Source organism: Alteromonas sp. 5E99-2, from assembly GCF_017368475.1.
Classification (GTDB): Bacteria; Pseudomonadota; Gammaproteobacteria; order Enterobacterales; family Alteromonadaceae; genus Alteromonas_F.
In genome coordinates this window covers 140,473-162,822 of record NZ_JAFNJE010000001.1, presented here as the reverse complement: position 1 = coordinate 162,822, position 22,350 = coordinate 140,473, and the positions used below count along the sequence as shown (strand labels likewise).

Sequence of the window (22,350 nt, the reverse complement as noted above, 5' to 3'; positions counted from 1 at the left end):
TACGTGAAATTAATTGTTATTCTGTTTTTTCTGGTTGTACTGAGTGGTTGTGAACTCGTCTCTTTTGTTCAAAAAATTGAACAAGAAAGTAAAAGTTTAGAAACTTGTGAACGACTTAACGCAAGTGATAACTCAAACCAACAGAAAGAGTGTGACTTAGGAGCTTGGCTTGACTATTGGGTGTCAGTAAGTCAGCTGAATTGGTCTGTAAGAAAAGGCATGATTACAGAGTTATCTAAGGATAGAAACAAGGTGAAAACATTAAAAATAATTTTGTTGAGTAATGTCAATGATACACCTTACCAAACTCGACTTAGAGCACAAAGTTATGGTGAACAGTTATTAAAAAGCCAAGATGACATTATGGTAAATTTCATTCGATATTTAATACTAGCGCCAGCGCAACGTAAATTAGAACTTGAATCCGCAATTGCAACTTTGTCTCGTATTAACACTGAGCACAATAAAAATATTGAAATTAAACAAGCTAAGTTAGATCAGCAAGGTGAACGTATACAAGAGCAATCGCGTCAAATTGATAAGCTTCTTCAGTTAGAAAAAAGCATAGTAAATAAACCTATAAATGAGCAGCCTTGATGTCATCAGAAGAAAAACAAACTCAAAAACTGTTGTTAGTGGATGATGACGTTAGTTTATTGCGCCTATTAAGTATTCGACTTACTTCAGAGGGTTACCAAGTTGTTTCAGCCAGCAGTGGAAACGAAGCAATGCAGTCCTTGAAAATACATGACTATGATGTGGTTTTAACTGATTTGAGAATGCCGGGTATGGACGGCTTGACCCTGTTTAAAAGGTTGGTGGATTTAGGTAAAAGCACTCCTGTTATTTTGATGACTGCCCATGGCACCATAGAAGATGCGGTAGCCGCGACAAAAGAAGGCGTCGCTGGATTTTTAACTAAGCCAATTGATCACAATGCACTAAGGCAAACATTAGAGAATGCAATTCTAGCCGCAGCGCCAATGCAGGGAAAAGGGTGGGCAACGAATATTATTACTCGGTCACCTTGTATGCAGTCTGTTCTCGAACAGGCATATCGCGTTGCACAAAGAGATATTAGTGTTCTTATTTCTGGGCCAAGTGGCGCTGGTAAAGAGCTATTAGCTAATGCAATTCATCAAGCTAGTCCAAGAAAAGATAAGCCCTTTGTACCTATTAATTGCGGTGCTTTACCCGAGAACTTACTTGAATCAGAGCTGTTTGGCCATAGCAAAGGAGCATTCACTGGTGCCGTGTCGCAGCATAAAGGCTTATTTCAACAGGCTGATGGCGGGACGCTATTTTTAGATGAAATTGGAGATATGCCAATTCCTTTGCAGGTGAAATTATTACGTGCTTTGCAGGAAAGAAAAATACGCCCTGTGGGCGCAACAACTGAGATTTCAATTGATGTAAGGGTATTATCTGCTACCCATAGAAATTTAACGAAAGAGATGGAAAAAGGACGTTTTAGAGAAGATTTATACTATCGGCTTAATGTGGTTAATTTGGTGCTGCCCAGTTTGACTGAGCGGGCCGAAGACATTCCGTTACTAGCTCGACACCTGTTACAGCAGATTTCAAAACAAATAGGGGTTCGGGTGAACGGTTTTGCGCCTGATGCAATGCAAGCGCTGGTTACCGCCTCTTGGCCTGGAAACATTCGCCAATTGGTTAATACTGTGGAGCAATGTGTAGCATTAACTGATACGAAAACGATTAACCTACATTTAGTTAAACAAGCGCTATCTTCAACCCGCCAAACATGGCCAACGTTAGCGGAAGCGCGGGTGTCGTTTGAAAGAGAGTATTTGATTAAGTTGCTGAAAATGACAGAAGGTAATGTAACGCGAGCAGCTGATTTGGCAGGAAGAAACAGAACAGACTTACATAAGTTGCTAAAAAAATATGAGCTTAATGCTGAACAATATCGATAGGTATTAACACTACCTTATGACTGCCGCAGATTTGATTTGAGCCCAAATTTTCATGCCTATATGTATATTTAAGGTATGAGCCGATCTACTGCTAATACGGGATATTACAGCCGTGTCTCCAATAATCAATTTTACCAAAGTAATTCCTGTGTCGAGGTTATCGTTAATTTCTGTGATAGTTGCAGGTAAACAGTTGGTGATGCTTGTTCCCAGCCGAGCACTTAAACTTAAACTTACATCGCTGGCTAATATTTGTATTCTGACAAGGCTTCCCACTTCATTTGCATTTTTATGAATATCATCGTGAAACCACAATTCTTCCCCAGACATCAATATTTTTGACATCTTCCACTGCTTGTCCTGTTCGGATATGGTCGAATCTATTACTACACCTAGCTCCGCGTTGAGGTGATTGGGGGACTCTAAACGCGATAGCGTTTCCGATAACGGACCAGAAGTAATAATTTCACCATCATCAATTACGACTAAATGATCGGCTAAACGAGCAACTTCGTCAGGAGAATGGGTCACGTAGATAATTGGAATGTTTAATTTAGTTTTTAGTGCTTCAAGGTAAGGTAAAATCTCATTTTTTCTATTGGTGTCTAATGAAGCAAGGGGTTCGTCCATCAATAACATACTGGGATTCGACAACAGGGCTCTCGCAATAGCAACTCGTTGTTTTTCGCCACCAGACATTTGATCAGGGTAGTGATCCAATAGGGCTTCAATACCTAATAACTTAATAATGTGATCTTCGTTATTTTGTTTATCGCCTTTCACTCGTTTTGAGGCAAATGCTAAATTTTGTTGTGTTGTTAAGTGCTCGAATAAACTTGGCTCTTGAAATACATAACCTATATTGCGTTTATAAGTAGGGACAAACTTATTATCTGTGTGCCATTGTTCTTGTTTAAATTCGATTGTGCCTCTAACGTTTTTTTCTAAACCTGCAATACATCGTAGTAGGGTTGTTTTACCTGAACCAGATTGGCCATACAGCACAGTCACACCTTCTGAAGGCAAAGTAATATCAACTTCTAGTGTGAATGATTTTTGCTGTAAGTGTAGTTCTAAAAATAAACCTGTCATGAGCTGAATGAAGGCTTTTGGTGTTTAAATGGGCGTTGAATACTATAAATAAGTGTTAAGGTAACAAGCGAAAAAATGACCATAGTCGCGGCAAGGATATGAGCCTGATCGTAATTTAATGTTTCGACGTGCTCGTACATTTGTACCGAGATTACTTGAGTAACACCGGGAATATTACCTCCAATCATAAGTACAACACCAAACTCGCCTATCGTATGCGCAAACCCTAAAATAACAGCAGTTAAAAAACCGGAACGGGCTAAAGGCAATACAACATTAAAGAAACTGTCTACAGGTGATGCACCAAGAGTAGCAGCCACTTCTAGAGGGCGCCTACCCACTGTAATTAACGCATTGTAAATAGGGTGCACAACGAAAGGCAAAGAATAGATCACTGAGGCGAATACTAATCCTGTAAATGAAAATGCAAGGGTATGTAAACCCAATGCTTGAGTAACAGCCCCTATTGGGCCAGTTGGTCCCATAGCTAATAACATGTAAAAGCCTAAAACACTGGGAGGTAATATTAAGGGCAGTGCAATAGATGCACTTATTAAAGCCTTCATTCGTGAGTGAGTATTAGCTAACCATAGTGCAATTGGCGTTGAAATTAACAATAGAATAACTGTGGTTACACTTGCTAATTTGAGCGTTAGCACAATTGCTTGCATGTCATTGGCGGAATATAGGCTCATTAAATTTCTATCATTCACTCTGTTTTAAAACCAAAACCTTGAATAATGTGTTTAGCTTCGTTGGATTGAAGAAACAACATAAATGCGCGAGCCGCTACGTTGTTTTCTGCTGCCGTAAGAAGAACACCACTTTGTTGAATAGGTTCATATAGATTGGATGGAACGACCCAAACTGAACCAGTTACTAAATGATTATCGGCAAATACTTGACCCATTGCAATAAAGCCTAATTCGGCATTACCAGTACTGATAAACTGGTGAGCTTGCGCGACATTTTCAGCGCGTACGATTTTCGGGGTTAGCTGTGATGTTAATTCTAATGACTCGATTGTTTGTTGTGCTGCCACTCCAAAAGGCGCTAGTTTGGGATTAGCGATGGCAATTTTATAGAAATTATCAGTAAGTAACGTTTCATTATCTTGAATTAAATTAGGGTCATTAGACCAAAGCACAAGTTTACCGTATGCATAAGTAAATACTTTATCTGCACTCGCTAAATTATCAGTAACCAGCTGGTTTGGTTTTTCTTGGTCGGCTGAAAAAAATAGATGATAAGGCGCGCCATTGCGAATTTGACTATATAGCTTTCCTGATGAAGCAAAAGACACTTGAATAGTATGGTCGTTTTCTTGTTCAAACTTTTTAATTAAAGCCTTCATTGGCTTAACAAAATTACTTGCAACCGCAATATGGGTTTGTTCGGCCTTTGCAAGCACAGTGAATAACATCACTAATGTGAATAGTATATATTTCAGGTTAGCCTCGTTTAAACATTATTTGTAAAAAATGCTAATATTGAAACAACATAACTAAGATTAGACAACTTAATTACACTTTAGTTGCACTTAAATGATGCAATTATTAGACAATGTAACTCTACTTTTATGAGTTTCATATGTTTTTTAGTGAATAAAAATGACTGATGGAGCTTATCCTAGTGACATTTTGCATAAATATTTGGCATGGTTTGATTTATGCATGATTTATGCTTGCAGTATTCACTTTTTATTCATTCTTAAATGTATAAGCAATAAACATAATTATAATAATGATTTTCGGAGACACAAATGAAAACGTTACACAACAAAGTGGTTAATACTACGTCACTGGCATGTGCTGTTGCATTAGCTCTATCTTCTGCACCTAGTTGGGCTCAAGATAATTTAGATGAAACCGTCGTAGAAAAGATATCAGTGACAGGCTCTCGTATTTCGAGAGACAGCGCATTAGATACAACCAGCCCAGTTTTTGTTATTGGTGGTGAAGATATTCAGTTGTCAGGACAAATTGATATTGGCGCCTTGTTAAGGGAATCTCCACAGCTTCAAGGTTCACTTCCTGGATCTTTCTCTGCTTTTAATGGTTCACCTTTAGGTGCGAGTTTGTTGAACCTAAGAAACTTAGGCGAAGAACGTACTCTGGTAGTGGAAAATGGCCGTCGTCATATTTCAGGTATTGAGGGTACGGCATCGGTAGATGTTAATACAATATCGACAGCGTTATTAAAAAATGTAGAAATACTAACTGGTGGTGCGTCGGCGATTTATGGCGCTGATGCTGTATCAGGCGTGGTTAACTTTAATATTCGCGATGGTAAATCGTTTGATGGTATTGAAGTTCGCACGCAAACAGGCGTAACTGATGACGGGGATGCAAATGAATTCTTTATATCAGTAGCAAATGGTATCGCATCGAATAAAGGCGATCTGGTTTTCGCAGTAGAATACCAACAAACTAGCCCCGTTTTTGCACGTGATAGAAGTTTTGCTGGCTCGGGATTACTCGGACAAGTTACTAATAATGAAGCAACACAAAATGCCTTTGGTGTTGACTCTCGTTTTGCAAATACATTTGTACCTGATGAAAGGTTACCTATTTCTAGTGCTGGTGGTGTAATTTCGTTAAGCGGGAGTGCATTTGGTGATGTGTTTTCTTCAGGTGGTGCAACGGGGTGCGGTGTTGCCCTTGGTTCAGCCGGTGTTCCCACATGTCAGTTTTTTGCTGAAGATGGCTTAAGGGCGTTTAATCCTGGTGATGTCTTTGTTGACGCCTTTGCTGCAAGTGGTGGTGATGGTGTAGCGACGGAGCCTGATTTAGAGCTAATTTTACCTGACACCAAACGCCTTTTATTTCAAACATCCGGTAGTTATGAGCTCGCTGATTTCGTAAACGTATTTGTTGATGCAAAATATGTTACTAGCGATACTCAAGAAACTAACCAGGTCAACGGTTTTAACGATGATATTCCTATTTTGTTAGACAACCCGTTTATTCCAGATGAATTAGCTAACCAAATAGACGGCTTAGTTGCAGAAGGTGTCGATGTTAACTTGGTGGTGTCCAGAGATGTATTAGACATTACTGCTCGCTCAAATCCACTGGCAGAACGAAGAACTTTTAGGGTCGTCACTGGGTTTGAAGGTTATATTCCGGGTACATCTTTAGATTTCGAAGTGTTTTACAACTACGGCCGTACTGATGCAGACACCACTTCTAATGAACGATTAGAAGACAGGTACTTTGCTGCTATTGATGCTGTTGTTGACCCAGTAACTGGGAATACAGTGTGTCGTTCTGATATAGACTCTAGTGCTACACCCCCATCGTCTCCATTCCCTGTTGCAAACGAGAATTTTGCTTTTACTACATTTGATGCTGGCGACGGACAGTGTGTACCGATTAGTATTTTTGGCGAGAATTCAATTAGTGCTGAAGGTGCCGCATTTATTTTTCAGTCTGAAACTGAGCGCACTGACATTGAACAAAGAAATTTCTTAGCAGCCATTTCTGGCGATTCAAGCGATTTGTTTGAATTACCTGCGGGCGCTGTTAACTTTGCGGTGGGGTATGAGTACCGCAAAGAGTCAAGTTCTTTTACTCCTGGTAATTTCTCAGCAGCAGGATTTACGTTTGAAACCCAAGATTCGCAAGCTGGGCCTACTAATCCTTCCAATGGTGAATATGATGTTTCGGAATTTTTTGCTGAAGTCGACATTCCTATTTTAAGTGGAAAACCGTTCGCAGAGAAATTAGATATACGTGCAGCGTATCGTATTTCAGATTACGACCCTTATGGTTCATTTGATACATACAGCTATGGTTTCTTATGGTCTCCAATAGACACTTTGACAGTGAAAAGCACGTATTCTGAAGCGGTGCGCGTGCCTAATATTAATGAAGCATTTGCGCCAACGTTTTTGGCTACTTTAGGTGCATCAGATGACCCTTGTAATCAAAACTTCATTGAAGCTGGTAGTGAGTTCAGAGAAGCAAACTGTATTGCATTAATAGGTAATACAGTTGCTGACGGAACCTATGATTCGACTAATTTCTTGTCTGCATTTGTACCTGGTACGACTGGAGGTAACCCAGATTTGAATCCTGAAGAAGCGGAAACGTTAACTGTGGGTATTGCGTGGGCTCCTCAATCTGAATTAGGCGGGTTCTTCGAAGGATTATCCATTAGCCTTGATTATTACGAAATTGATATCGATGGCCTAATTGATAGTCTTGATGGCTTTGATATTGCGCAAAATTGTGTAGATGCGCCAACAATCGATAACGTGTTCTGTGATGCAATTCAACGAGACGCGACAGATGGCTTTATTACTGATTTCCAATCGGGATTCATTAATTTAGCAGCAGTAAGTGTTTCTGGTGTTGACTTTAGTGCTAGCTATGGTTTTGAAATTGCTAAAGGCAACAAAGTTGATTTGTCGTTGAACGGCACTCGCTTTATTAAAAACGATGAAGTAAGAGACGTGTCTGCGCCAGAAGCGGTTACAGATGTACTAGGGACATTCAATAACCCTGAATGGATTATGAATTTTAATATTGATTATTCGGTAGGCGACTTTGTATTTGGTTGGTCTGGACGTTTTGAAGACAACCAATTACTTCCAGGTCTTGAGAATGATGATATTGCTAATAATCCCGACTTCATTAGTATAGCAAATACAGGAACTGCTTTTGTTCATGATTTTTCTGTTTCGTATAACTACAGTAAAACAGTTGAAATATATGGTGGTGTAAACAACGCGTTTGAAGAAGACCCTTTTATAGCAACGCTTTCAAGGCCTGCTGGTCCTAGAGGTCGTTTCTACTTTGTAGGGTTAAACTTTACAATTTAATTCAAGGTCTAGTACCCAAAGCAGTTACTTTAACAGAGCTGTATTGGGTGCACCTTTCTATAAAGCTACTCTTTTTCAATATTAAGAATAATTTGGTATTGAAGAGAGTAGCTTTTTGTTTACAAATTTTGATAGTTTTACTTGCCCTCTCTTATATAATCTCAGCGTATAACTTATAAAATAACAATTCCTTAACCTTACCTATCAATAAGTAGATAAAGGCGTTATACTTTAAAAAAGTAACGCATTCCTGTTCACATCAAGATAAGTATATTATGAGTACAATTCGGAACATCAACCCAGAGTCACCAATGTTACCAACGATTTCTAAGACGCCTTTTATTGATAAAGGTGACGTTGACGCCAAACGCGAAGAAATTAAAGCGCACTTCATTAGTACTTACGAAACATACGAAAGTTTGTTTACCTGTTTAAAAAACGAAGAGGCGTATTATTTAAAGCCTGAATCTCTTCGTCATCCTCTTATTTTTTATTATGCCCACACTGCAGTTTTCTTTGTGAACAAGCTACGAGTAGCAAAAATCATTGAAGATAATGTCAGTTTTGATATTGAGTCAATGATGGCGATTGGCGTTGATGAAATGTCATGGGACGATTTAAACGATGCGAATTACAATTGGCCCAGTGTTAGCGTGGTACAAGCTTATCGCGATAAAGTTAAATCTCTTGTATTGAATCTTATTGATACCATTAATTTAACCTTACCCATTCAATGGCGAGATCCGTTTTGGATTATTTTAATGGGCATAGAGCATGAGCGTATTCATTTAGAGACATCTAGTGTGCTAATACGCCAAATGGACATAAATTATGTTCAACCGCAATCAGATTGGCCGCGGTTTTTAACTGACAACCCTATAGTATCGAATAAGATGATCACTATTGACGCTGGTGTCGTTGAGCAGGGAAGGGCGGCTAGCGGTAATACCTATGGTTGGGATAATGAGTACGGAGCTCTATCGACGAAGGTAAGTGAGTTCAAAGCAAGTCAGTTTTTGGTATCTAATCACGAATTTAAAGCTTTTGTTGAAGATGGTGGATACCTAGATCAGCAATGGTGGACCGACGAAGGTTGGCAGTGGTGTCAATATAAAAACGCGGTACATCCTGTGTTTTGGTTAAAAAGTGGTAATGACTGGTTGTATCGCTGTATGACCGAAGAAATACCTATGCCTTGGAGTTGGCCTGTAGATGTAAACTACCTTGAAGCAAAAGCATTTTGTAATTGGTTATCTGCGCGTAATGGCAAGGCCATACGTTTACCAACGGAAGCAGAATGGTACCGTTTGTATGAACATGGAATGGAAGGCACTGATGAATACCCCAGTTGGCAAAAAGCCCCAGGCAATATTGATTTAGCCTATGCTGCATCTTCAGCTCCGGTGGACCAGTTTATATTTGGTAAAGATGAGTTAGGTGACGTTGTTGGCAATGTATGGCAATGGACCGAAACGGCCATTGATGGTTTTAGCGGGTTTAAAGTACATCCTGCATATGATGATTTTTCGGTCCCTACATTTGATGGAAAACATAATTTAATAAAAGGCGGCAGCTGGATTAGCACCGGAAACGAAGCGCATATTGATTCAAGGTACGCATTTCGTAGGCATTTCTTTCAGCATGCTGGTTTTAGATACATAGAATCGGAGCAACACGTGGATCAAACTTTTAATACTTATGAAACTGACGATTTAATCGCGCAATATTTAGAGTTTCATTATGGCAGCGAATATTTTGGCGTGCCTAACTTCCCAAAAGCATGTATCAATGCCTTGATCCCTCATATCGATTTGTCTCAGAATAAACGAGCGTTAGATCTTGGTTGTGCGGTTGGTCGCAGTTCCTTTGAATTGGCAAATTACTTTGAGCACGTTGACGGATTAGATTTTTCAACCCGTTTTATTCGCAATGCGATTAACCTAGTTGAGCATGGCGAAGTGAAATACATGATCCCAATCCAAGGAGAGCTGTCTGAGCCGAGAACATTTGAACTTAGTGCTCTAGGTTTAGGTGATAAAGTTCACAATATTGAATTTAGCCAAGGCGACGCCTGCAACTTAAAATCTAAGTATGATAATTATGATCTGATTTTTGCAGGTAACTTGATTGACCGTTTGTACCAGCCAAAACTGTTTTTAGAAAGCATAAAAGAGCGCATTAATGCTGGTGGATATTTGGTGATTACGTCTCCGTATACTTGGTTAGAAGAGTTTACTGATAAAGAAAACTGGTTAGGTGGAGTTAAGGTAAATGGTGAAAACTACACTACCCTTGATGCATTAACCGACGAATTAAAAAGCCATTTCACTTTGGTTACTGAACCGCAAGATGTGCCTTTCGTGATCCGTGAAACAGCTCGAAAACATCAGCATACTGTAGCGCAATTAACCATTTGGAAGAAACATTCTTAAATACCAAATAGGGATAATGTAAAGCTGTGAAATTCACACCGTTTAAAATGGCCTTTTATGGGCAAGATTGGAATACTACTGGCGCAATTAATATGCACAGTAGTAATCCAGAGCCTTTTTCATGGCAAGAACTGCAAACCTTAACAGAGCTGGAATTTCAGCAGGTGTTGAGAGATGTTTCCCTTGGTTATGAAAGTACACAAGGCCATTTAGGTGTTCGTCAGGCGTTGTGCAGTTCGTATTACCCATCTCTTGATGTTGGTAATATAGCGTTAACGTCTGGAGCGCAAGAAGGCATATTCTTGATTGCCAACAGCTTAATCGAAGCTGGTGATGAAGTCGTTACGTTTACCCCTTGTTTCCAACCTTTAGTGAGCGTATTTGCAGATGCGGGCGCACAGGTTAAGCAACTGGCATTAGATGCAGCGGATAACTGGTCTATTCCTTGGGATAAACTATTACAAGCAGTGACAGTAAAGACAAAGCTGTTGGTGATTAACTTCCCTCATAACCCTACCGGTGCAACAATTAGTGACTCTGAGCTAAATAGGCTGATTGAGCTATGTCGTGAAAATGATTGTTGGTTGTTTTCAGATGAAGTGTTTCGTGGCTTAGAGCATGACAATACTCGCCTTCCTGCTGTGGCTGAGCATTACTACAAAGGTATTTCTATGGGGGTGATGTCTAAATCTATGGCATTGCCTGGAATTAGACTAGGGTGGCTTGCGACTAAAAATCCACAACTAATCCAACAATGTCTTAATGTTAAGTCGCAAATATCCATTTGCCAGAGCAGTTTAGATGCCGCTGTTACCGAGAAACTATTGCCCGCTAGCCATCTTATTTGGCAGCGGAATAATGAGATTATTCATCGCAACAAAGCCTTAGTTTCAAAATGGCTTACAAACAACGAAGGTTTTCATGCTGTTATGTCAAAAGCCTCTGCGACTTTATTTGTACAGTGCAAAGAAGCATCTGAAAGCGCCGAAACGTTTTGTCATAACTTACTGAAAGACAAAGGTATCTTTACTATGCCAAGCCCTGCATTTCTAACTGATCAACAAGGCTTTCGCCTTACACTAGGTAAGCGTAATGCTGACTCTTTGTACGAGGCAATTTTTACCATTTAAAAATGATATTGCCATGGTTTTTTTCTTTGCGGATTCCCAGAGGTTTAAAGGTAATAATCAGGTCTTTAATTGCAAACCCGAATAACAAGGTCAAACTAAATAGTATTGTCCACTCAAGCGCCGTGAGGGTGATTGACCAACTTGAAAAGCAATATGCTAAGCCTATACCTAAAAACACCGTGGGTAAGCCAATGGAAGACTCTAAACACATACAACGCATTGCAATAGGTGCGTTATCGTCTACTGACGTTTTTTGTTTGTAGAGCAGATACATATCTCGAAAGAATCCGTGGATGAGTAACGTCAGTGCAAAATAGACCATGAGCCAGCCTAGGTTTACACTGGTCGGAAGCGTTGTCGACAAAGCCGTGAACAGCATAATACTCAAGATAATTAAGACAAGTTCGACAATAAAAGACTTATTCATGGTGTATTATATTAAGTAAACTATGGGGTGCTATTTTTGCGTTAAAGCAACTCATGTTTTTACCTGTATCCAAAAGGGGGTTAAGACTAACATGCGGGAAAATAAGAAGTCCTTAGTAATTAAATCGAGTGTATGTGCGTCATTATTGATCATGACGTTAATCGTACTGATTTCTTTATACAAAACGACGTCATTTGAAACAATTTCGGGTGAATCCTATACACTTAAAAGTGAAAAATTAACCTTGGTTAATTATTTTGCAGAGTGGTGCAAGCCTTGTTTGGAAGAAATCCCTGAATTAAATGAAATTGCAAAGAACGAAAATTTACGGGTTTTTGGAGTGAGTTATGATCGTCTGTCAGATGAAGAGATCAATGCTTTAGTCATAAATTACAATATAAAATTCCCTCTTTTGAAGACGTCGTCCTTGGCGTCTCTACCACTATCACTACCGACTGTGTTGCCGACTACTTATCTTCTTGGTCCAAATGGCGACATTATGCATGTTATAAAAGGAAAAATTACACAAGAAGACATTCATAACCTACTTGAAGAAATGGATTAGCCACTAATCTCTTTTGGATCTATGATATCGAATGCAACTGTTTGTGACGTACCATCGTTATAATGAAAAGTAACTTTCGCTGATTCACCGTGTTTTGCTCTGCTTTTCAGATTAATGAACATAATATGATATTTGTTAGGTGCAAAATAGGCTGTTTCTCCTGCATCAATATCGACTTTTTTAACGTGTCGCATAATCATTCTGTCGCCTTTCATAGTGTGGCTATGAAGTTCAGTAAATTCTGCAATATCCGATTCCACACCGATGATACTAATGTCGTCTTTTGTAAAGTTCGCTGCAACCATATACCCAGCTGTATTATCGCTACCAGGGATATTTGCTCTGACTTTACTGTTGCTTATTTCTAGTTGTGCTGAAAAAGCGAAAGGAGAAATTAGAATAGCTAAAAGAAATAGAAATTTTTTCATAAAGTGACCTTTTAAATACCGCTGTGACGTCGAGTGACTAAACACTCAGAACCTGATTTTATATTTGTTAATGTTGCGTTTTTAGTGAAACGTTCTTTGTGTCGCAAGAAAAAACTGTCTTTACTTAGTTTGCCAACATATTCCCACTTTTTGAAAACTTGCTCACGTACATCTATGCAGGTTTCCGGTAGAGCAAAAGCCTCTTGGTATGACACTTCACACTCTCCATTAACCATAGGCGATGCGTTAAACTGAATTTGTGCATCTTGGTCGTTGTAGGAGATTATACCTACAACAGTGAAGGGGTATTTGTCTGCATGATTTTTGGGCTGGTCAACGTGTAGTCTATGTGAATTTTCGCCAATAACCTCATTGGCTATCGCAAGTAGAGGTAGCTTACACAGTTGTATATTGTGTTCTTCTACAATTTTTTCCATCGACGTTTCTGCGTTGACTGCAAAAGACAAAGAAAAAGCGATAGCGGCACAGCAAATACGATTAAACGAAAACATAATAAATTCCATATAGTAAAGTGGATAAGAAACTAAAACTACGACGATGTAGTGTTAGTATTCATCAATTGTTTAATTCGAGCAGCTAATTCAGTAGGAGTTGTACTATGACTCATGGTAGTAAACAGATCGCCTGATTTGTCTATCATGTAAAATCGTGATGAATGGTCTACTGTGTAATCAAGCGCAGAGCCTTCTAAATCTGCTAATTCAAAAAACACACCATAATCTGATGTTACCTTGTCAATTTCTTCTTGAGTGCCTGTAAGCGCTACAAGGTCGTTATTGTAGTATTCGCCAAAATCATACAAATCATTCAGCGAATCACGTTCTGGATCAACACTGATAAATAGAAACTGTACGTTATTTCGCTCTTCTTTTGTGAGTTGCTTATAGGCTGCTTGAACAACACCGATGGACGCTGGGCAGGCTTCTGTACAACTTAGAAAACCAAAATAAAGTACACCAACTTTACCTTCTATATCTGATAACGAAAGTTTGCCCTGTTTGGTTTCTAATGTGAAAGGGCCTCCCAACTCACTAATGGGTCGATATTTTTGACCAATTGGCTGAGTCGAAGTCGTTAAATAAAAAACAACAATCCCAATGGATAAGAAAAGTGCTAATAAAATAGATAGCTTTGCAAATTTGGACTCGTTCATAATAAGTAACCTATTGGATTGACAAAATTGGCTCATCGCGTACGTAGTCTACGGAAATCAAAACACTGAACACAGTGATGATAATGATGGAAAGAACAAACAGTTTCCTACCCCATAGTTGCTCGTTATCAAAGCGATTCTCGGTTTTAACTAAATATAACCAGTAAGCGCTCATACAGGTCATTACCAAGGCATACACAATCCCGACATAGCCTTCTGTAAAAAGTAATAATGATGAGATTACAAATGCGATGATATAAACATACATATGGAGCTTTGATGCTTTAACACCGTATTTTACTGGGAGAACAGGAATATTTGCTGCTTTGTAATCTTCAAAGCGGCAAATAGCAATTGCGTAAGAATGCGGAATTTGCCAGAAACAAGAAATCAGTAAAAGTAAAGCTGCACCTGTGTCAAACCCGTTGCTAACGCTTACATATCCCATTACCGGAGGGCAGGCACCAGACAGGCTTCCGACAAGGGTACCGTATACTGAATTGCGCTTGAATTTTAGAGTGTATAGGCCCACGTACACCAAAATTCCAATAGCGCCAAACAATACGGCATAAGTCGTTGTATAGTAATGCAGTAAAACAAAACCAACAATTCCAAGAATAAGTGCAAAAAGCAAAGCTGAAGCTGTATTGATACGGCCTTGAGCTAGTGCACGATTTCTGGTTCTTCGCATTTTCAGGTCAATGTCACGATCGACATAATTATTAATAATACAACCGCAAGCAACAATAAATGTGGTGCTAAGTATTAATATAATGAAGACAAACCAGTCTATATTTCCCTTTGCAGCTAGGAAAAAGCCGCTGGCAGCGGCTATTAGGTTTCCGAAGATTATGCCTGGCTTGGTCAGAGAAACATAATCTTTAAGTATATTTTTCACAATTAATGTTAATGTCCCATCAGCATATTGTGATTCAGATGTTCAAATATCCACATAGAACCAATTAATATAAATAGCACAATAAAAATTGTATATATTGCACTTGTGGTCACCCATGTTTGTTCTGATGAACCGTTCATATGAAGGAAAAACACCATTTGAACAAGTACCTGAGCGACAGCGGCTACTACAATAGCAACAACTGTAAGGGTATCGCTACCGACACCAGACATAACCAAGTAAAATGGAATAATGGTTAAAACGATAGATAAAATAAGTCCTGTTACATACTCTTTAACACTACCGTGAGCTTGACCACCGTGGCCTGTTTCAGATGATGACATTACATAGCACCTCTTAAATATACGAAACTGAAAACGCAAATCCAAATAATATCAAGGAAGTGCCAAAATAAGCTTAAGCAAGATAGTCTAATTCTATTCTCATTGGAAAAACCATCACGTTTAAAGTGGATAGACAAAATAAGCATCCAAATTAAACCAATAGTCACGTGAATACCGTGAGTTGCTACTAAGCTATAGAAAGCAGTCCAGTATCCACTTGTTTGAGGTATCGCACCTTCGTGACTAAAATGCACGAATTCGTATAATTCCATACTAAGGAAACCAAGCCCCAATACTGCAGTAATCATTAGCCATAATTTCATCTTAGCCATGTTACTGTTATTTGCGCCCAGCATAGCCATGCCAAATGTAAAGCTACTGAGTAATAAGAGTGCGGTTTCAACTGCGACAAATTTTAAATTAAATAACTCGTGAGGAGTTACTCCATTCGCAAAGCTTTGACTCATTACTGCATATGTTGCAAATAAAGTACTAAACAACAAGCAATCTGTTATTACGTATAGCCAAAAACCAAACATATACCGATCAGCGGTCTCTGCCTCGTGATGATGGTGATCATCATGAATATCGTGATCGTTAGTTAATTCTGTCATAAATACTATCCAAAATTTTAAATTCTAATTTATAGCGCTGGTTCAAACAGCGCCGTAAATACATTCTATTGATTACTTAACAAAACTAACCATCTGTTCGTTTTGTAGGTTTCCATTTTTTGTAATATTTAGCATTTTTCTCAAAGTAGTAACTTCTATTTTCATTACTCTTTAAGAATTTATCTTCTAAATCTTCTACTTCAGGTACTTCTACATAGTAATCTTTGTCACGCTCAAAACTAAGCTTCATCCAGCATGCAAATATAGCTGTGATAGAGACAATAACCATCCACCAAATGTGCCAGATAAAGCCAAATCCCATAGGAAGTGTTAGTAGACCCAATACTGGGCCGGCCCATGTGTTTTTTGGCATATGAATACGTTCGTACTTCTCTGGACGCTTGTATGCTGCGTCTTTCTGCTTCATATCAAGCAATGGATCTCTGTCGTTTATGACAGGTACTTGACCAAAGTTATAAAATTGCGGTGGCGACGTGGTATACCATTCTAAAGTATGTGCGTCCCAAGGATCACCTGTCTCATCTCTATACTCTGGATCGTTGCGCTTGTATAGCGTCCATCCGATATTGAATACTTGAATAGCAACGCCAGCAGCAATAAGCGCTACACCAATTAAGGCAACATACATACTTAACTGCCAATCAGGGTTGTCGATATATTGTAAACGACGAGTCATCCCATCAAAGCCTGTATAATAAAGCGGTACCCAAGCAAAGAAATAACCAAAGAACCATAATGCTACAGACCATTTACCTAATGTTTCGTTAAGTTTGGCACCTGTTGCTTTAGGGAACCAGTAAGTAAAGCCCGCAAAGTAACCATAAACTGCACCACCAATGATTACATTGTGGAAGTGAGCAGGTACGAACATACTATTGTGTAATACAAAGTCATTAGCAGGAATCGACAACATGACCCCTGTCATACCACCTATGGTAAAGGTAATAAGCATAGCGATAACCCACCACATTGAGGCAGTTAACTCAACGCGGCCTTTGTACATAGTGAATATCCAGTTGTAGAGTTTCACTCCTGTTGGTATTCCTATGATCATGGTCATAATACCAAAGAATGCGTTAACACTAGCTCCTGATCCCATTGTAAAGAAGTGATGCAACCAAACGAGGAACGACAAGATCATAATTACTACTGTTGCCCAAACTAGGGATACATAGCCAAAAAGTTTTTTTCTTGAAAAGGTAGCGGTAACCTCACTTATCATTCCGAATGCTGGTAATACTAAGAAGTAAACTTCAGGATGTCCCCAAGCCCATACTAAGTTAACCCACATCATTTGATTACCACCGTCGTCATTGGTGAAAAAGTTGAAATCCAAATAACGGTCTAAAGTGAGTTGTAATATCGCAATGGTTAATATTGGAAATATAATTAATGCAATAACATTGGCGCAAAAGGTTGTCCAAGTGAAGACTGGCATTTTCATTAATGTCATACCAGGTGCACGCATTTTAAGGATTGTAGCGATAAAGTTAACGGCTGTTAATGTCGTTCCTATCCCTGATATTTGCAGTGCCCATATCCAATAATCGACCCCGACCCCAGGGCTGTATTCTATCCCCGAAAGTGGGGTATAGGCTAGCCAACCAACAGCCGCAAATTCACCAACAAAAAGTGAAATATTGACTAATAGAGCGCCTACTAGGAATAAGTAGAAACTTAGTGAATTAAGAAACGGAAAGGCAACGTCCCGGGCGCCTATCTGTAGTGGCATAACAACATTCATGATCCCTATCATTAATGGCGTAGCCACGAAGAAAATCATGATCACACCATGAGCCGTAAATATCTGGTCATAGTGCTCTGGGGGGAGGTACCCAGCCCCAAATGAATCCGATGTCGAAAGAGCTTGGTGTGTTCGCATCAATATGGCATCTGAGAAGCCTCGCACTAACATCACTAACGCAGCTATACAGTACATTATGCCAATTTTTTTATGATCTACTGAGGTAAACCATTCACTCCATAAGTATCCCCACAGTTTCTTGTAGGTGACAAATAGGACTAAGGCAATACCAATGAATATGGCGGCAAACATTACGGGTGCTACAACAGGGTCCGTGAAGGGAATCACCCCCCAGTGTAACTTACCAGTTAGTACATGAGGATCTTTGATTAAATCAGTATGAACCATTTTGGGCTCCAACAAACGACTCGATTATATTTTTAAATTGCAATGGATCGATGGACGAAAAATACTCTACTTCATGGTCCCGTGACTTTTCGATCAAGCGGTCATATTCTTCGTCTGTCAGTACTCGACCTGACGCTTTCACGTCAGCAATCCAATTCTGGAAATCTTCTTCTGAAGTTACTTTGGCTGTAAAGCGCATGCCTGCAAATCCAAAGCCACTATAGTTGGCAGAAATGCCGCGATATTCGCCAATTTCATTCCCCATAATATTCATGCGGTTTTCCATTCCTGCCATAGCATAAATTTGACCGCCTAGCTTAGGAATAAAAAAGGAATTCATGGTTGATTGAGAAGTAATTAGGAACTCAACAGGTCTATCTACGGGGAAGGCAACCTCGTTAACTGTTGCGATCTTTTCTTCGGGGAACAAAAATAACCACTTCCAATCCATAGCAACAACTTGAATGGTAATAGGTTCTTTATCCGAAACAAGTTCTTTTCGAGGATCAAGTGAATAAGACGTTAAGTACGCTATTGTTGCTAAAACAACAATAATTAAAACTGGAATCCCCCAAGCAAAAAATTCTATTTTAGTAGAATGTTCCCATTCTGGGTCGTAGTCATCTTCTGCTTTACTTTCGTGGTATTTGTAAGGAACCCAAACTGATAAAATCAAGGTTGGAATAACTACAATAAGCATAAGGCCCATTGTTAGTAAAATAGTATCGCCGATTTCTTTACCTGTGACACCGCTAGAATCGAATAGAGCTAGCTTACAGCCACTAAGTATAAATACCAAAGATAATATTAACGTAGATTGGAACAGTTTTTTCTTCATCTGTAACCTCAGAATATCCTAGAGCAAGTTTCGCAAGTGGACTAGGCGTTTTATACATAAACACATAGATTTCATACAAGCTTAGTACAATTATGAAAACTTAGTTGAGTGCTTAAATTTATTGTGATTTCTTTATTATAGTTATCAGTCACCATAATTCCCACACAAATATGAGGGGGATGGATAAGCGAGTGGATTATATTTTTGGAATGAGACTTTTACAACCGTTAACTTACAATTTATAGGCTTGCTAAATCTTGTAAATTACTACAGCGGTCGTTAAATTCACTAACAACAGTTAATGATTTCTTCGCACTGCTCATTGCTTATACATAATCCTTATTTGAATGCTACATTCTTTTTACGAGACGAAATTTGATTAAGATCAAATATACCGAAGGACTGTCTAATAAATGAACTGGTTACTGTGTTGTACTTTGCGATCACAGGATACGAGTTTTAGATAGTTGGGCAATGTCTCAGAACAAGGTCTGAATGTCGAAAACCGCAAAACAACGTTATGCCTTTTTATGGGGTAGAGCTGTAGGGTAATGTTGACGTGGAATAAATGAGAACTAAACATTTATTCAAGCACCACTTTGCTGAATCGAAATGGTGGCCCCTCCCAGACTTGAACTGGGGACCTACCGATTATGAGTCGGGTGCTCTAACCAACTGAGCTAAAGGGCCATTTCGGAAATGCGGTGCGCAGTATAAGCACTTTTTAAATTGTTGTCATCCTGAAAAAACGATACTGGGTTTATTCGATGGTTTTTTAATCATTATAATTCCGGTTTCTAAGAAATTTACGATTTATTTAGCCCAAACTAAGGATTTAAAGTGCTTCCTGCAGACGGATTCGTATCGATCGTTACCCCCTATTTCTATTTGGTCCCCATGGCAAATGGCTTGACCTGATTCATCTAATCTTGTGACAAAATTTGCTTTCCTACCGCAATGACATACGGTTTTTAGCTCCACAAGCTTATCTGCCCAAGCCAATAAATAATGGCTTCCTTCAAAAGTATCGCCTAGAAAATCAGTTCGCAGCCCATATGCCAAAACCGGAATATGCAAGTCGTCAACAATATCTATGAGCTGTTTGATCTGTTCTTTTGTAAGAAACTGAGCTTCATCAATGAAAACACAATCAACGAACTTTTTGTTATGAGTTGCAGATAGCTGCTGGAATAAATCTGTTGTCTTGTGGAAGAGAATTGCGTCAGCTTCTAGTCCAATTCTAGATGCTACCTTGCCTTTACCAAAACGGTTATCTAATGCTGCAGTAACTATAACCGCATGCATACCTCTTTCTTGATAATTGTAAGCTGATTGCAACAAGGAGGTTGATTTTCCTGCATTCATTGCAGAGTAGTAAAAATAAAGCTGTGCCATTTAATATCTATCTTGATGTTTTTGTAACCAGTCAGATAGTAAACTATTTGGCATGGGTTTGGAAAAATAATACCCCTGCAATAGATTAACACCCATAGATTTTAATTTAGTTGCATCGGCAAGACTTTCTATACCTTCGGCAACAGTAACGCAATTAAACTCTTTAGCCATTAAGAGTGTTGCTCTGATAATAGTGTCACTTCCTTCTTCTAAGCCTTGTACAAAAGCGCGATCAATTTTTATATGATCAAAACTAAGAGATTGAAGCTGGCTTAAGGAAGAAAAACCCGTTCCAAAATCGTCTATGGATATTTGGACTTTACGTAGCTTTATTGCTTCTATTTGCGCGCGAATTTTCTTTTTGTTATCAGCAAATACAGATTCGGTTATTTCTAAGTGTAGGCGACTGGGATCAATGCCTGATGATTGTATTACATTGTCCAATGTACTTACGAAGCCATCGTCCATGAGCTGAATAATTGATACATTTACCGATACGGTGTGGGTTTTTGATGACCACTGTTCAGCATCTATACACGCTCTGTGTAATACCCACATACCTATATCAATAATTAGGCCTGTTTTTTCTGCTAGAGGAATAAAGTTATCTGGGTAAACAGGTTTGCCATTAAATGTCCAACGAAGTAGGGCTTCGAAGCCCCATACGCTTAGGTCATCTGCGTGTACAAGGGGTTGGTATACCAAAGTTAGCTCATTGTTTGTAATTGCATTTCTGAGCCCATCTCGATACGTAATATCTTGCTGTAATTTTGTGTACAAGGCTTCATTAAACAACCCGAAGGAACCTGGTTTACTTTTCTTTTGGTCATACATGGTTAAATCGGCAAGCTGAATGAGCTCTTGTGCATCGGTGGCATGGTCTGGAAAAAGAGCGATACCAATAGTCGCATTAAGGGATACTTGGTTTGACATAACCTCCATCGGTAGTGCAATACTACTGCGAGTTGCATGAGCAACGGCAATGGCTGTGTCTGTATTCGCATAGGGTACTAGCATGACAAATTCATCTCCCCCCCATCGACCTAAATTCTGTATATCGCTATACCTAGTTAGGCGCTCTGCGATTTCTTCTAGTACACCATCGCCAATCTGATGGCCCAGACTGTCGTTAATTTGCTTAAATCCATCGAGATCAATAAATAACAATGCAAAGCGATTGTTCATTTGCTGAGAGGCGCTGATTTGTTTGTTGATCAACCTAAGAAAACCTTTGCGATTCATTAACCCCGTGAGAGGGTCTCGGTTGGATAATCGATGAATATCAGCAGTGCGTTTACTGACTTCTAACTCTAAAGATGCATTTGCGTGATCTAAGGCTTCATTGGAGCGACTTAACTCGTTGTTTATCTTTGATATTACTTCTTTTTCTGATTGTAACTCTTGAACTAGTTGATAATTGGATTGTTTTAGTTGAATAGTGCTTGCGAAGATATCGCAGTTCTTATGAGCAATGAATAAGATTACCAGCCAATAGCATAAGCCCAATATCCCGAGTATTGATAATTCATATTGTTCACCTGTTAATGCTAATAGAGACAGGGGAACAATAACTATTGATGAATAAATCATACATAGTCGTTTGCTTGACGATAAAGAAGAAATGGCCGCACATGCCATTGCACAGGAAATTATTAATGTGGAAGAGATGGTGACCAAATCAAGTTTGTAAAACAAGAAATAGCAGTACAAACCCCATCCTGTGGATGTAAATAGTAGGCCAAGTGAAAATCGGGTAAAAGCCGAAGTTGGGTTGTAATCAATTGTACGCAAAAACAAATACCAATAGCCTAAGTCTACAATTCTAATCGCTAGAATCCCAACCACTATCGCCCATAATGTCACTTTTTCATTATTAGGGACTTCATTTGCAATAACAAACGTGTGTACAGTTATCGAAAGAAAAATCATTACGATACCTATACCTGCGTATCGATATAGAAAATTGGTGACATCTCTAAGGCGAGCTATGGCCTCCTGATCGAGGTGTTTAATGTAATTGATCAAAAGTATAGATTTCCTTGAACCAAAAAAAGGTAACGCTATTGGTTACCTTTAAA

At 39.0% G+C, this 22,350-nt stretch carries 20 protein-coding genes and 1 tRNA gene; 6 read left to right on the top strand and 15 right to left on the bottom strand.

All coding sequences use genetic code 11. The annotated features are described in order from the left end of the window. Positions 1 to 3 precede the first annotated feature (3 nt). Positions 4 to 597: a hypothetical protein gene (locus J3L16_RS00765; RefSeq protein WP_207610958.1), complete on the top strand. Its 594-nt coding sequence runs from the start codon at positions 4 to 6 to the stop codon at positions 595 to 597. Next, positions 597 to 1,937, top strand: a complete 1,341-nt coding sequence (locus tag J3L16_RS00760; RefSeq protein ID WP_207610957.1) for a sigma 54-interacting transcriptional regulator — start codon at positions 597 to 599, stop codon at positions 1,935 to 1,937. Before J3L16_RS00765 ends, J3L16_RS00760 begins: the two co-directional genes overlap by 1 nt. A 9-nt stretch (positions 1,938 to 1,946) precedes the next feature. Here J3L16_RS00760 and modC read toward each other — a convergent pair whose 3' ends face one another. From modC to modA, 3 genes are read right to left on the bottom strand one after another with little or no spacing between them, the layout of a single operon-like run. Then, positions 1,947 to 3,029, bottom strand: a complete 1,083-nt coding sequence (gene modC / locus J3L16_RS00755; RefSeq protein ID WP_207610956.1) for a molybdenum ABC transporter ATP-binding protein — start codon at positions 3,027 to 3,029, stop codon at positions 1,947 to 1,949. After that, a complete protein-coding gene (modB, locus tag J3L16_RS00750) occupies positions 3,026 to 3,724 on the bottom strand; it encodes a molybdate ABC transporter permease subunit (protein WP_207610955.1) in 699 nt (232 codons plus the stop codon). Before modB ends, modC begins: the two co-directional genes overlap by 4 nt. 14 nt (positions 3,725 to 3,738) lie before the next feature. Further along, positions 3,739 to 4,452 carry a molybdate ABC transporter substrate-binding protein gene (modA, locus tag J3L16_RS00745; RefSeq protein ID WP_242698603.1) on the bottom strand — a complete coding sequence of 238 codons (714 nt, stop codon included), beginning with the start codon at positions 4,450 to 4,452 and terminating at the stop codon, positions 3,739 to 3,741. Positions 4,453 to 4,791: 339 nt separating this feature from the next. Between modA and J3L16_RS00740 the strand changes: the two genes are divergently transcribed. From J3L16_RS00740 to J3L16_RS00730, 3 genes are all read left to right on the top strand, one after another. Then, positions 4,792 to 7,854, top strand: coding sequence for a TonB-dependent receptor (locus tag J3L16_RS00740; RefSeq protein ID WP_207610953.1), 3,063 nt, complete (start codon positions 4,792 to 4,794; stop codon positions 7,852 to 7,854). 311 nt (positions 7,855 to 8,165) lie between these two features. Then, positions 8,166 to 10,286: a 5-histidylcysteine sulfoxide synthase gene (gene ovoA / locus J3L16_RS00735; protein ID WP_207611214.1), complete on the top strand. Its 2,121-nt coding sequence runs from the start codon at positions 8,166 to 8,168 to the stop codon at positions 10,284 to 10,286. Between the two features lie 26 nt (positions 10,287 to 10,312). After that, entirely contained in the window at positions 10,313 to 11,416 is a 1,104-nt protein-coding gene (locus J3L16_RS00730; protein WP_207610952.1) for a pyridoxal phosphate-dependent aminotransferase, read from the top strand. Here the strand turns inward: J3L16_RS00730 and J3L16_RS00725 are convergent. Continuing rightward, positions 11,406 to 11,843 (bottom strand): hypothetical protein, encoded by a 438-nt coding sequence (locus tag J3L16_RS00725; RefSeq protein WP_207610951.1) that lies wholly within the window; start codon positions 11,841 to 11,843, stop codon positions 11,406 to 11,408. The two genes, J3L16_RS00730 and J3L16_RS00725, sit on opposite strands and share 11 nt — an antisense overlap. Positions 11,844 to 11,994: 151 nt before the next feature. Here J3L16_RS00725 and J3L16_RS00720 point away from each other — a divergent pair, with 151 nt between their 5' ends. Further along, positions 11,995 to 12,408, top strand: coding sequence for a TlpA disulfide reductase family protein (locus tag J3L16_RS00720; RefSeq protein ID WP_207610950.1), 414 nt, complete (start codon positions 11,995 to 11,997; stop codon positions 12,406 to 12,408). On the opposite strand, the gene J3L16_RS00715 is transcribed toward J3L16_RS00720, so the two are convergent. The 11 genes from J3L16_RS00715 to J3L16_RS00665 all read right to left on the bottom strand — a co-directional run bounded on the left by J3L16_RS00715 (position 12,405) and on the right by J3L16_RS00665 (position 22,297). Next, positions 12,405 to 12,836: a copper chaperone PCu(A)C gene (locus J3L16_RS00715; RefSeq protein ID WP_207610949.1), complete on the bottom strand. Its 432-nt coding sequence runs from the start codon at positions 12,834 to 12,836 to the stop codon at positions 12,405 to 12,407. The genes J3L16_RS00720 and J3L16_RS00715 overlap by 4 nt on opposite strands. 11 nt (positions 12,837 to 12,847) lie before the next feature. After that, a complete protein-coding gene (locus tag J3L16_RS00710) occupies positions 12,848 to 13,348 on the bottom strand; it encodes a hypothetical protein (RefSeq protein WP_207610948.1) in 501 nt (166 codons plus the stop codon). Between the two features lie 38 nt (positions 13,349 to 13,386). Then, entirely contained in the window at positions 13,387 to 14,010 is a 624-nt protein-coding gene (locus tag J3L16_RS00705) for an SCO family protein (RefSeq protein WP_207610947.1), read from the bottom strand. A 10-nt stretch (positions 14,011 to 14,020) separates the two neighbouring features. Next, entirely contained in the window at positions 14,021 to 14,899 is an 879-nt protein-coding gene (cyoE, locus tag J3L16_RS00700) for a heme o synthase (RefSeq protein ID WP_207611213.1), read from the bottom strand. Positions 14,900 to 14,916: 17 nt separating this feature from the next. Then, a complete protein-coding gene (gene cyoD / locus J3L16_RS00695; protein WP_207610946.1) occupies positions 14,917 to 15,252 on the bottom strand; it encodes a cytochrome o ubiquinol oxidase subunit IV in 336 nt (111 codons plus the stop codon). Beyond that, the gene (gene cyoC / locus J3L16_RS00690; RefSeq protein WP_207610945.1) at positions 15,252 to 15,866 is read right to left on the bottom strand and encodes a cytochrome o ubiquinol oxidase subunit III; all 615 of its coding nucleotides are present in this window, start codon (positions 15,864 to 15,866) and stop codon (positions 15,252 to 15,254) included. Before cyoC ends, cyoD begins: the two co-directional genes overlap by 1 nt. Positions 15,867 to 15,951: 85 nt before the next feature. Further along, complete coding sequence (locus tag J3L16_RS00685) at positions 15,952 to 18,039, bottom strand: cbb3-type cytochrome c oxidase subunit I (protein ID WP_207610944.1); 2,088 nt, start codon at positions 18,037 to 18,039, stop codon at positions 15,952 to 15,954. Then, entirely contained in the window at positions 18,026 to 18,877 is an 852-nt protein-coding gene (gene cyoA / locus J3L16_RS00680; RefSeq protein WP_207610943.1) for a ubiquinol oxidase subunit II, read from the bottom strand. Before cyoA ends, J3L16_RS00685 begins: the two co-directional genes overlap by 14 nt. 613 nt (positions 18,878 to 19,490) lie before the next feature. Then, positions 19,491 to 19,567 (bottom strand) — tRNA-Ile (locus J3L16_RS00675). Positions 19,568 to 19,690: 123 nt separating this feature from the next. Then, entirely contained in the window at positions 19,691 to 20,272 is a 582-nt protein-coding gene (locus J3L16_RS00670) for a thymidine kinase (RefSeq protein ID WP_207610942.1), read from the bottom strand. Continuing rightward, positions 20,273 to 22,297 carry an EAL domain-containing protein gene (locus J3L16_RS00665; protein ID WP_207610941.1) on the bottom strand — a complete coding sequence of 675 codons (2,025 nt, stop codon included), beginning with the start codon at positions 22,295 to 22,297 and terminating at the stop codon, positions 20,273 to 20,275. It abuts the gene before it with no gap. Positions 22,298 to 22,350: the final 53 nt, after the last annotated feature.

Bases quoted from the DNA above. Each gene is read 5' to 3' on its own strand.
- J3L16_RS00670 (WP_207610942.1), bottom strand. From the start codon at position 20,272: ATGGCACAGCTTTATTTTTACTACTCTGCAATGAATGCAGGAAAATCA.
- modC (WP_207610956.1), bottom strand. From the start codon at position 3,029: ATGACAGGTTTATTTTTAGAACTACACTTACAGCAAAAATCATTCACA.
- cyoA (WP_207610943.1), bottom strand. From the start codon at position 18,877: ATGAAGAAAAAACTGTTCCAATCTACGTTAATATTATCTTTGGTATTT.
- J3L16_RS00710 (WP_207610948.1), bottom strand. From the start codon at position 13,348: ATGTTTTCGTTTAATCGTATTTGCTGTGCCGCTATCGCTTTTTCTTTG.
- cyoD (WP_207610946.1), bottom strand. From the start codon at position 15,252: ATGTCATCATCTGAAACAGGCCACGGTGGTCAAGCTCACGGTAGTGTT.
- modA (WP_242698603.1), bottom strand. From the start codon at position 4,452: ATGTTATTCACTGTGCTTGCAAAGGCCGAACAAACCCATATTGCGGTT.
- cyoC (WP_207610945.1), bottom strand. From the start codon at position 15,866: ATGACAGAATTAACTAACGATCACGATATTCATGATGATCACCATCAT.
- J3L16_RS00725 (WP_207610951.1), bottom strand. From the start codon at position 11,843: ATGAATAAGTCTTTTATTGTCGAACTTGTCTTAATTATCTTGAGTATT.
- J3L16_RS00760 (WP_207610957.1), top strand. From the start codon at position 597: ATGTCATCAGAAGAAAAACAAACTCAAAAACTGTTGTTAGTGGATGAT.
- J3L16_RS00715 (WP_207610949.1), bottom strand. From the start codon at position 12,836: ATGAAAAAATTTCTATTTCTTTTAGCTATTCTAATTTCTCCTTTCGCT.
- J3L16_RS00740 (WP_207610953.1), top strand. From the start codon at position 4,792: ATGAAAACGTTACACAACAAAGTGGTTAATACTACGTCACTGGCATGT.
- J3L16_RS00720 (WP_207610950.1), top strand. From the start codon at position 11,995: ATGACGTTAATCGTACTGATTTCTTTATACAAAACGACGTCATTTGAA.
- J3L16_RS00685 (WP_207610944.1), bottom strand. From the start codon at position 18,039: ATGGTTCATACTGATTTAATCAAAGATCCTCATGTACTAACTGGTAAG.
- modB (WP_207610955.1), bottom strand. From the start codon at position 3,724: ATGAGCCTATATTCCGCCAATGACATGCAAGCAATTGTGCTAACGCTC.
- J3L16_RS00705 (WP_207610947.1), bottom strand. From the start codon at position 14,010: ATGAACGAGTCCAAATTTGCAAAGCTATCTATTTTATTAGCACTTTTC.
- ovoA (WP_207611214.1), top strand. From the start codon at position 8,166: ATGTTACCAACGATTTCTAAGACGCCTTTTATTGATAAAGGTGACGTT.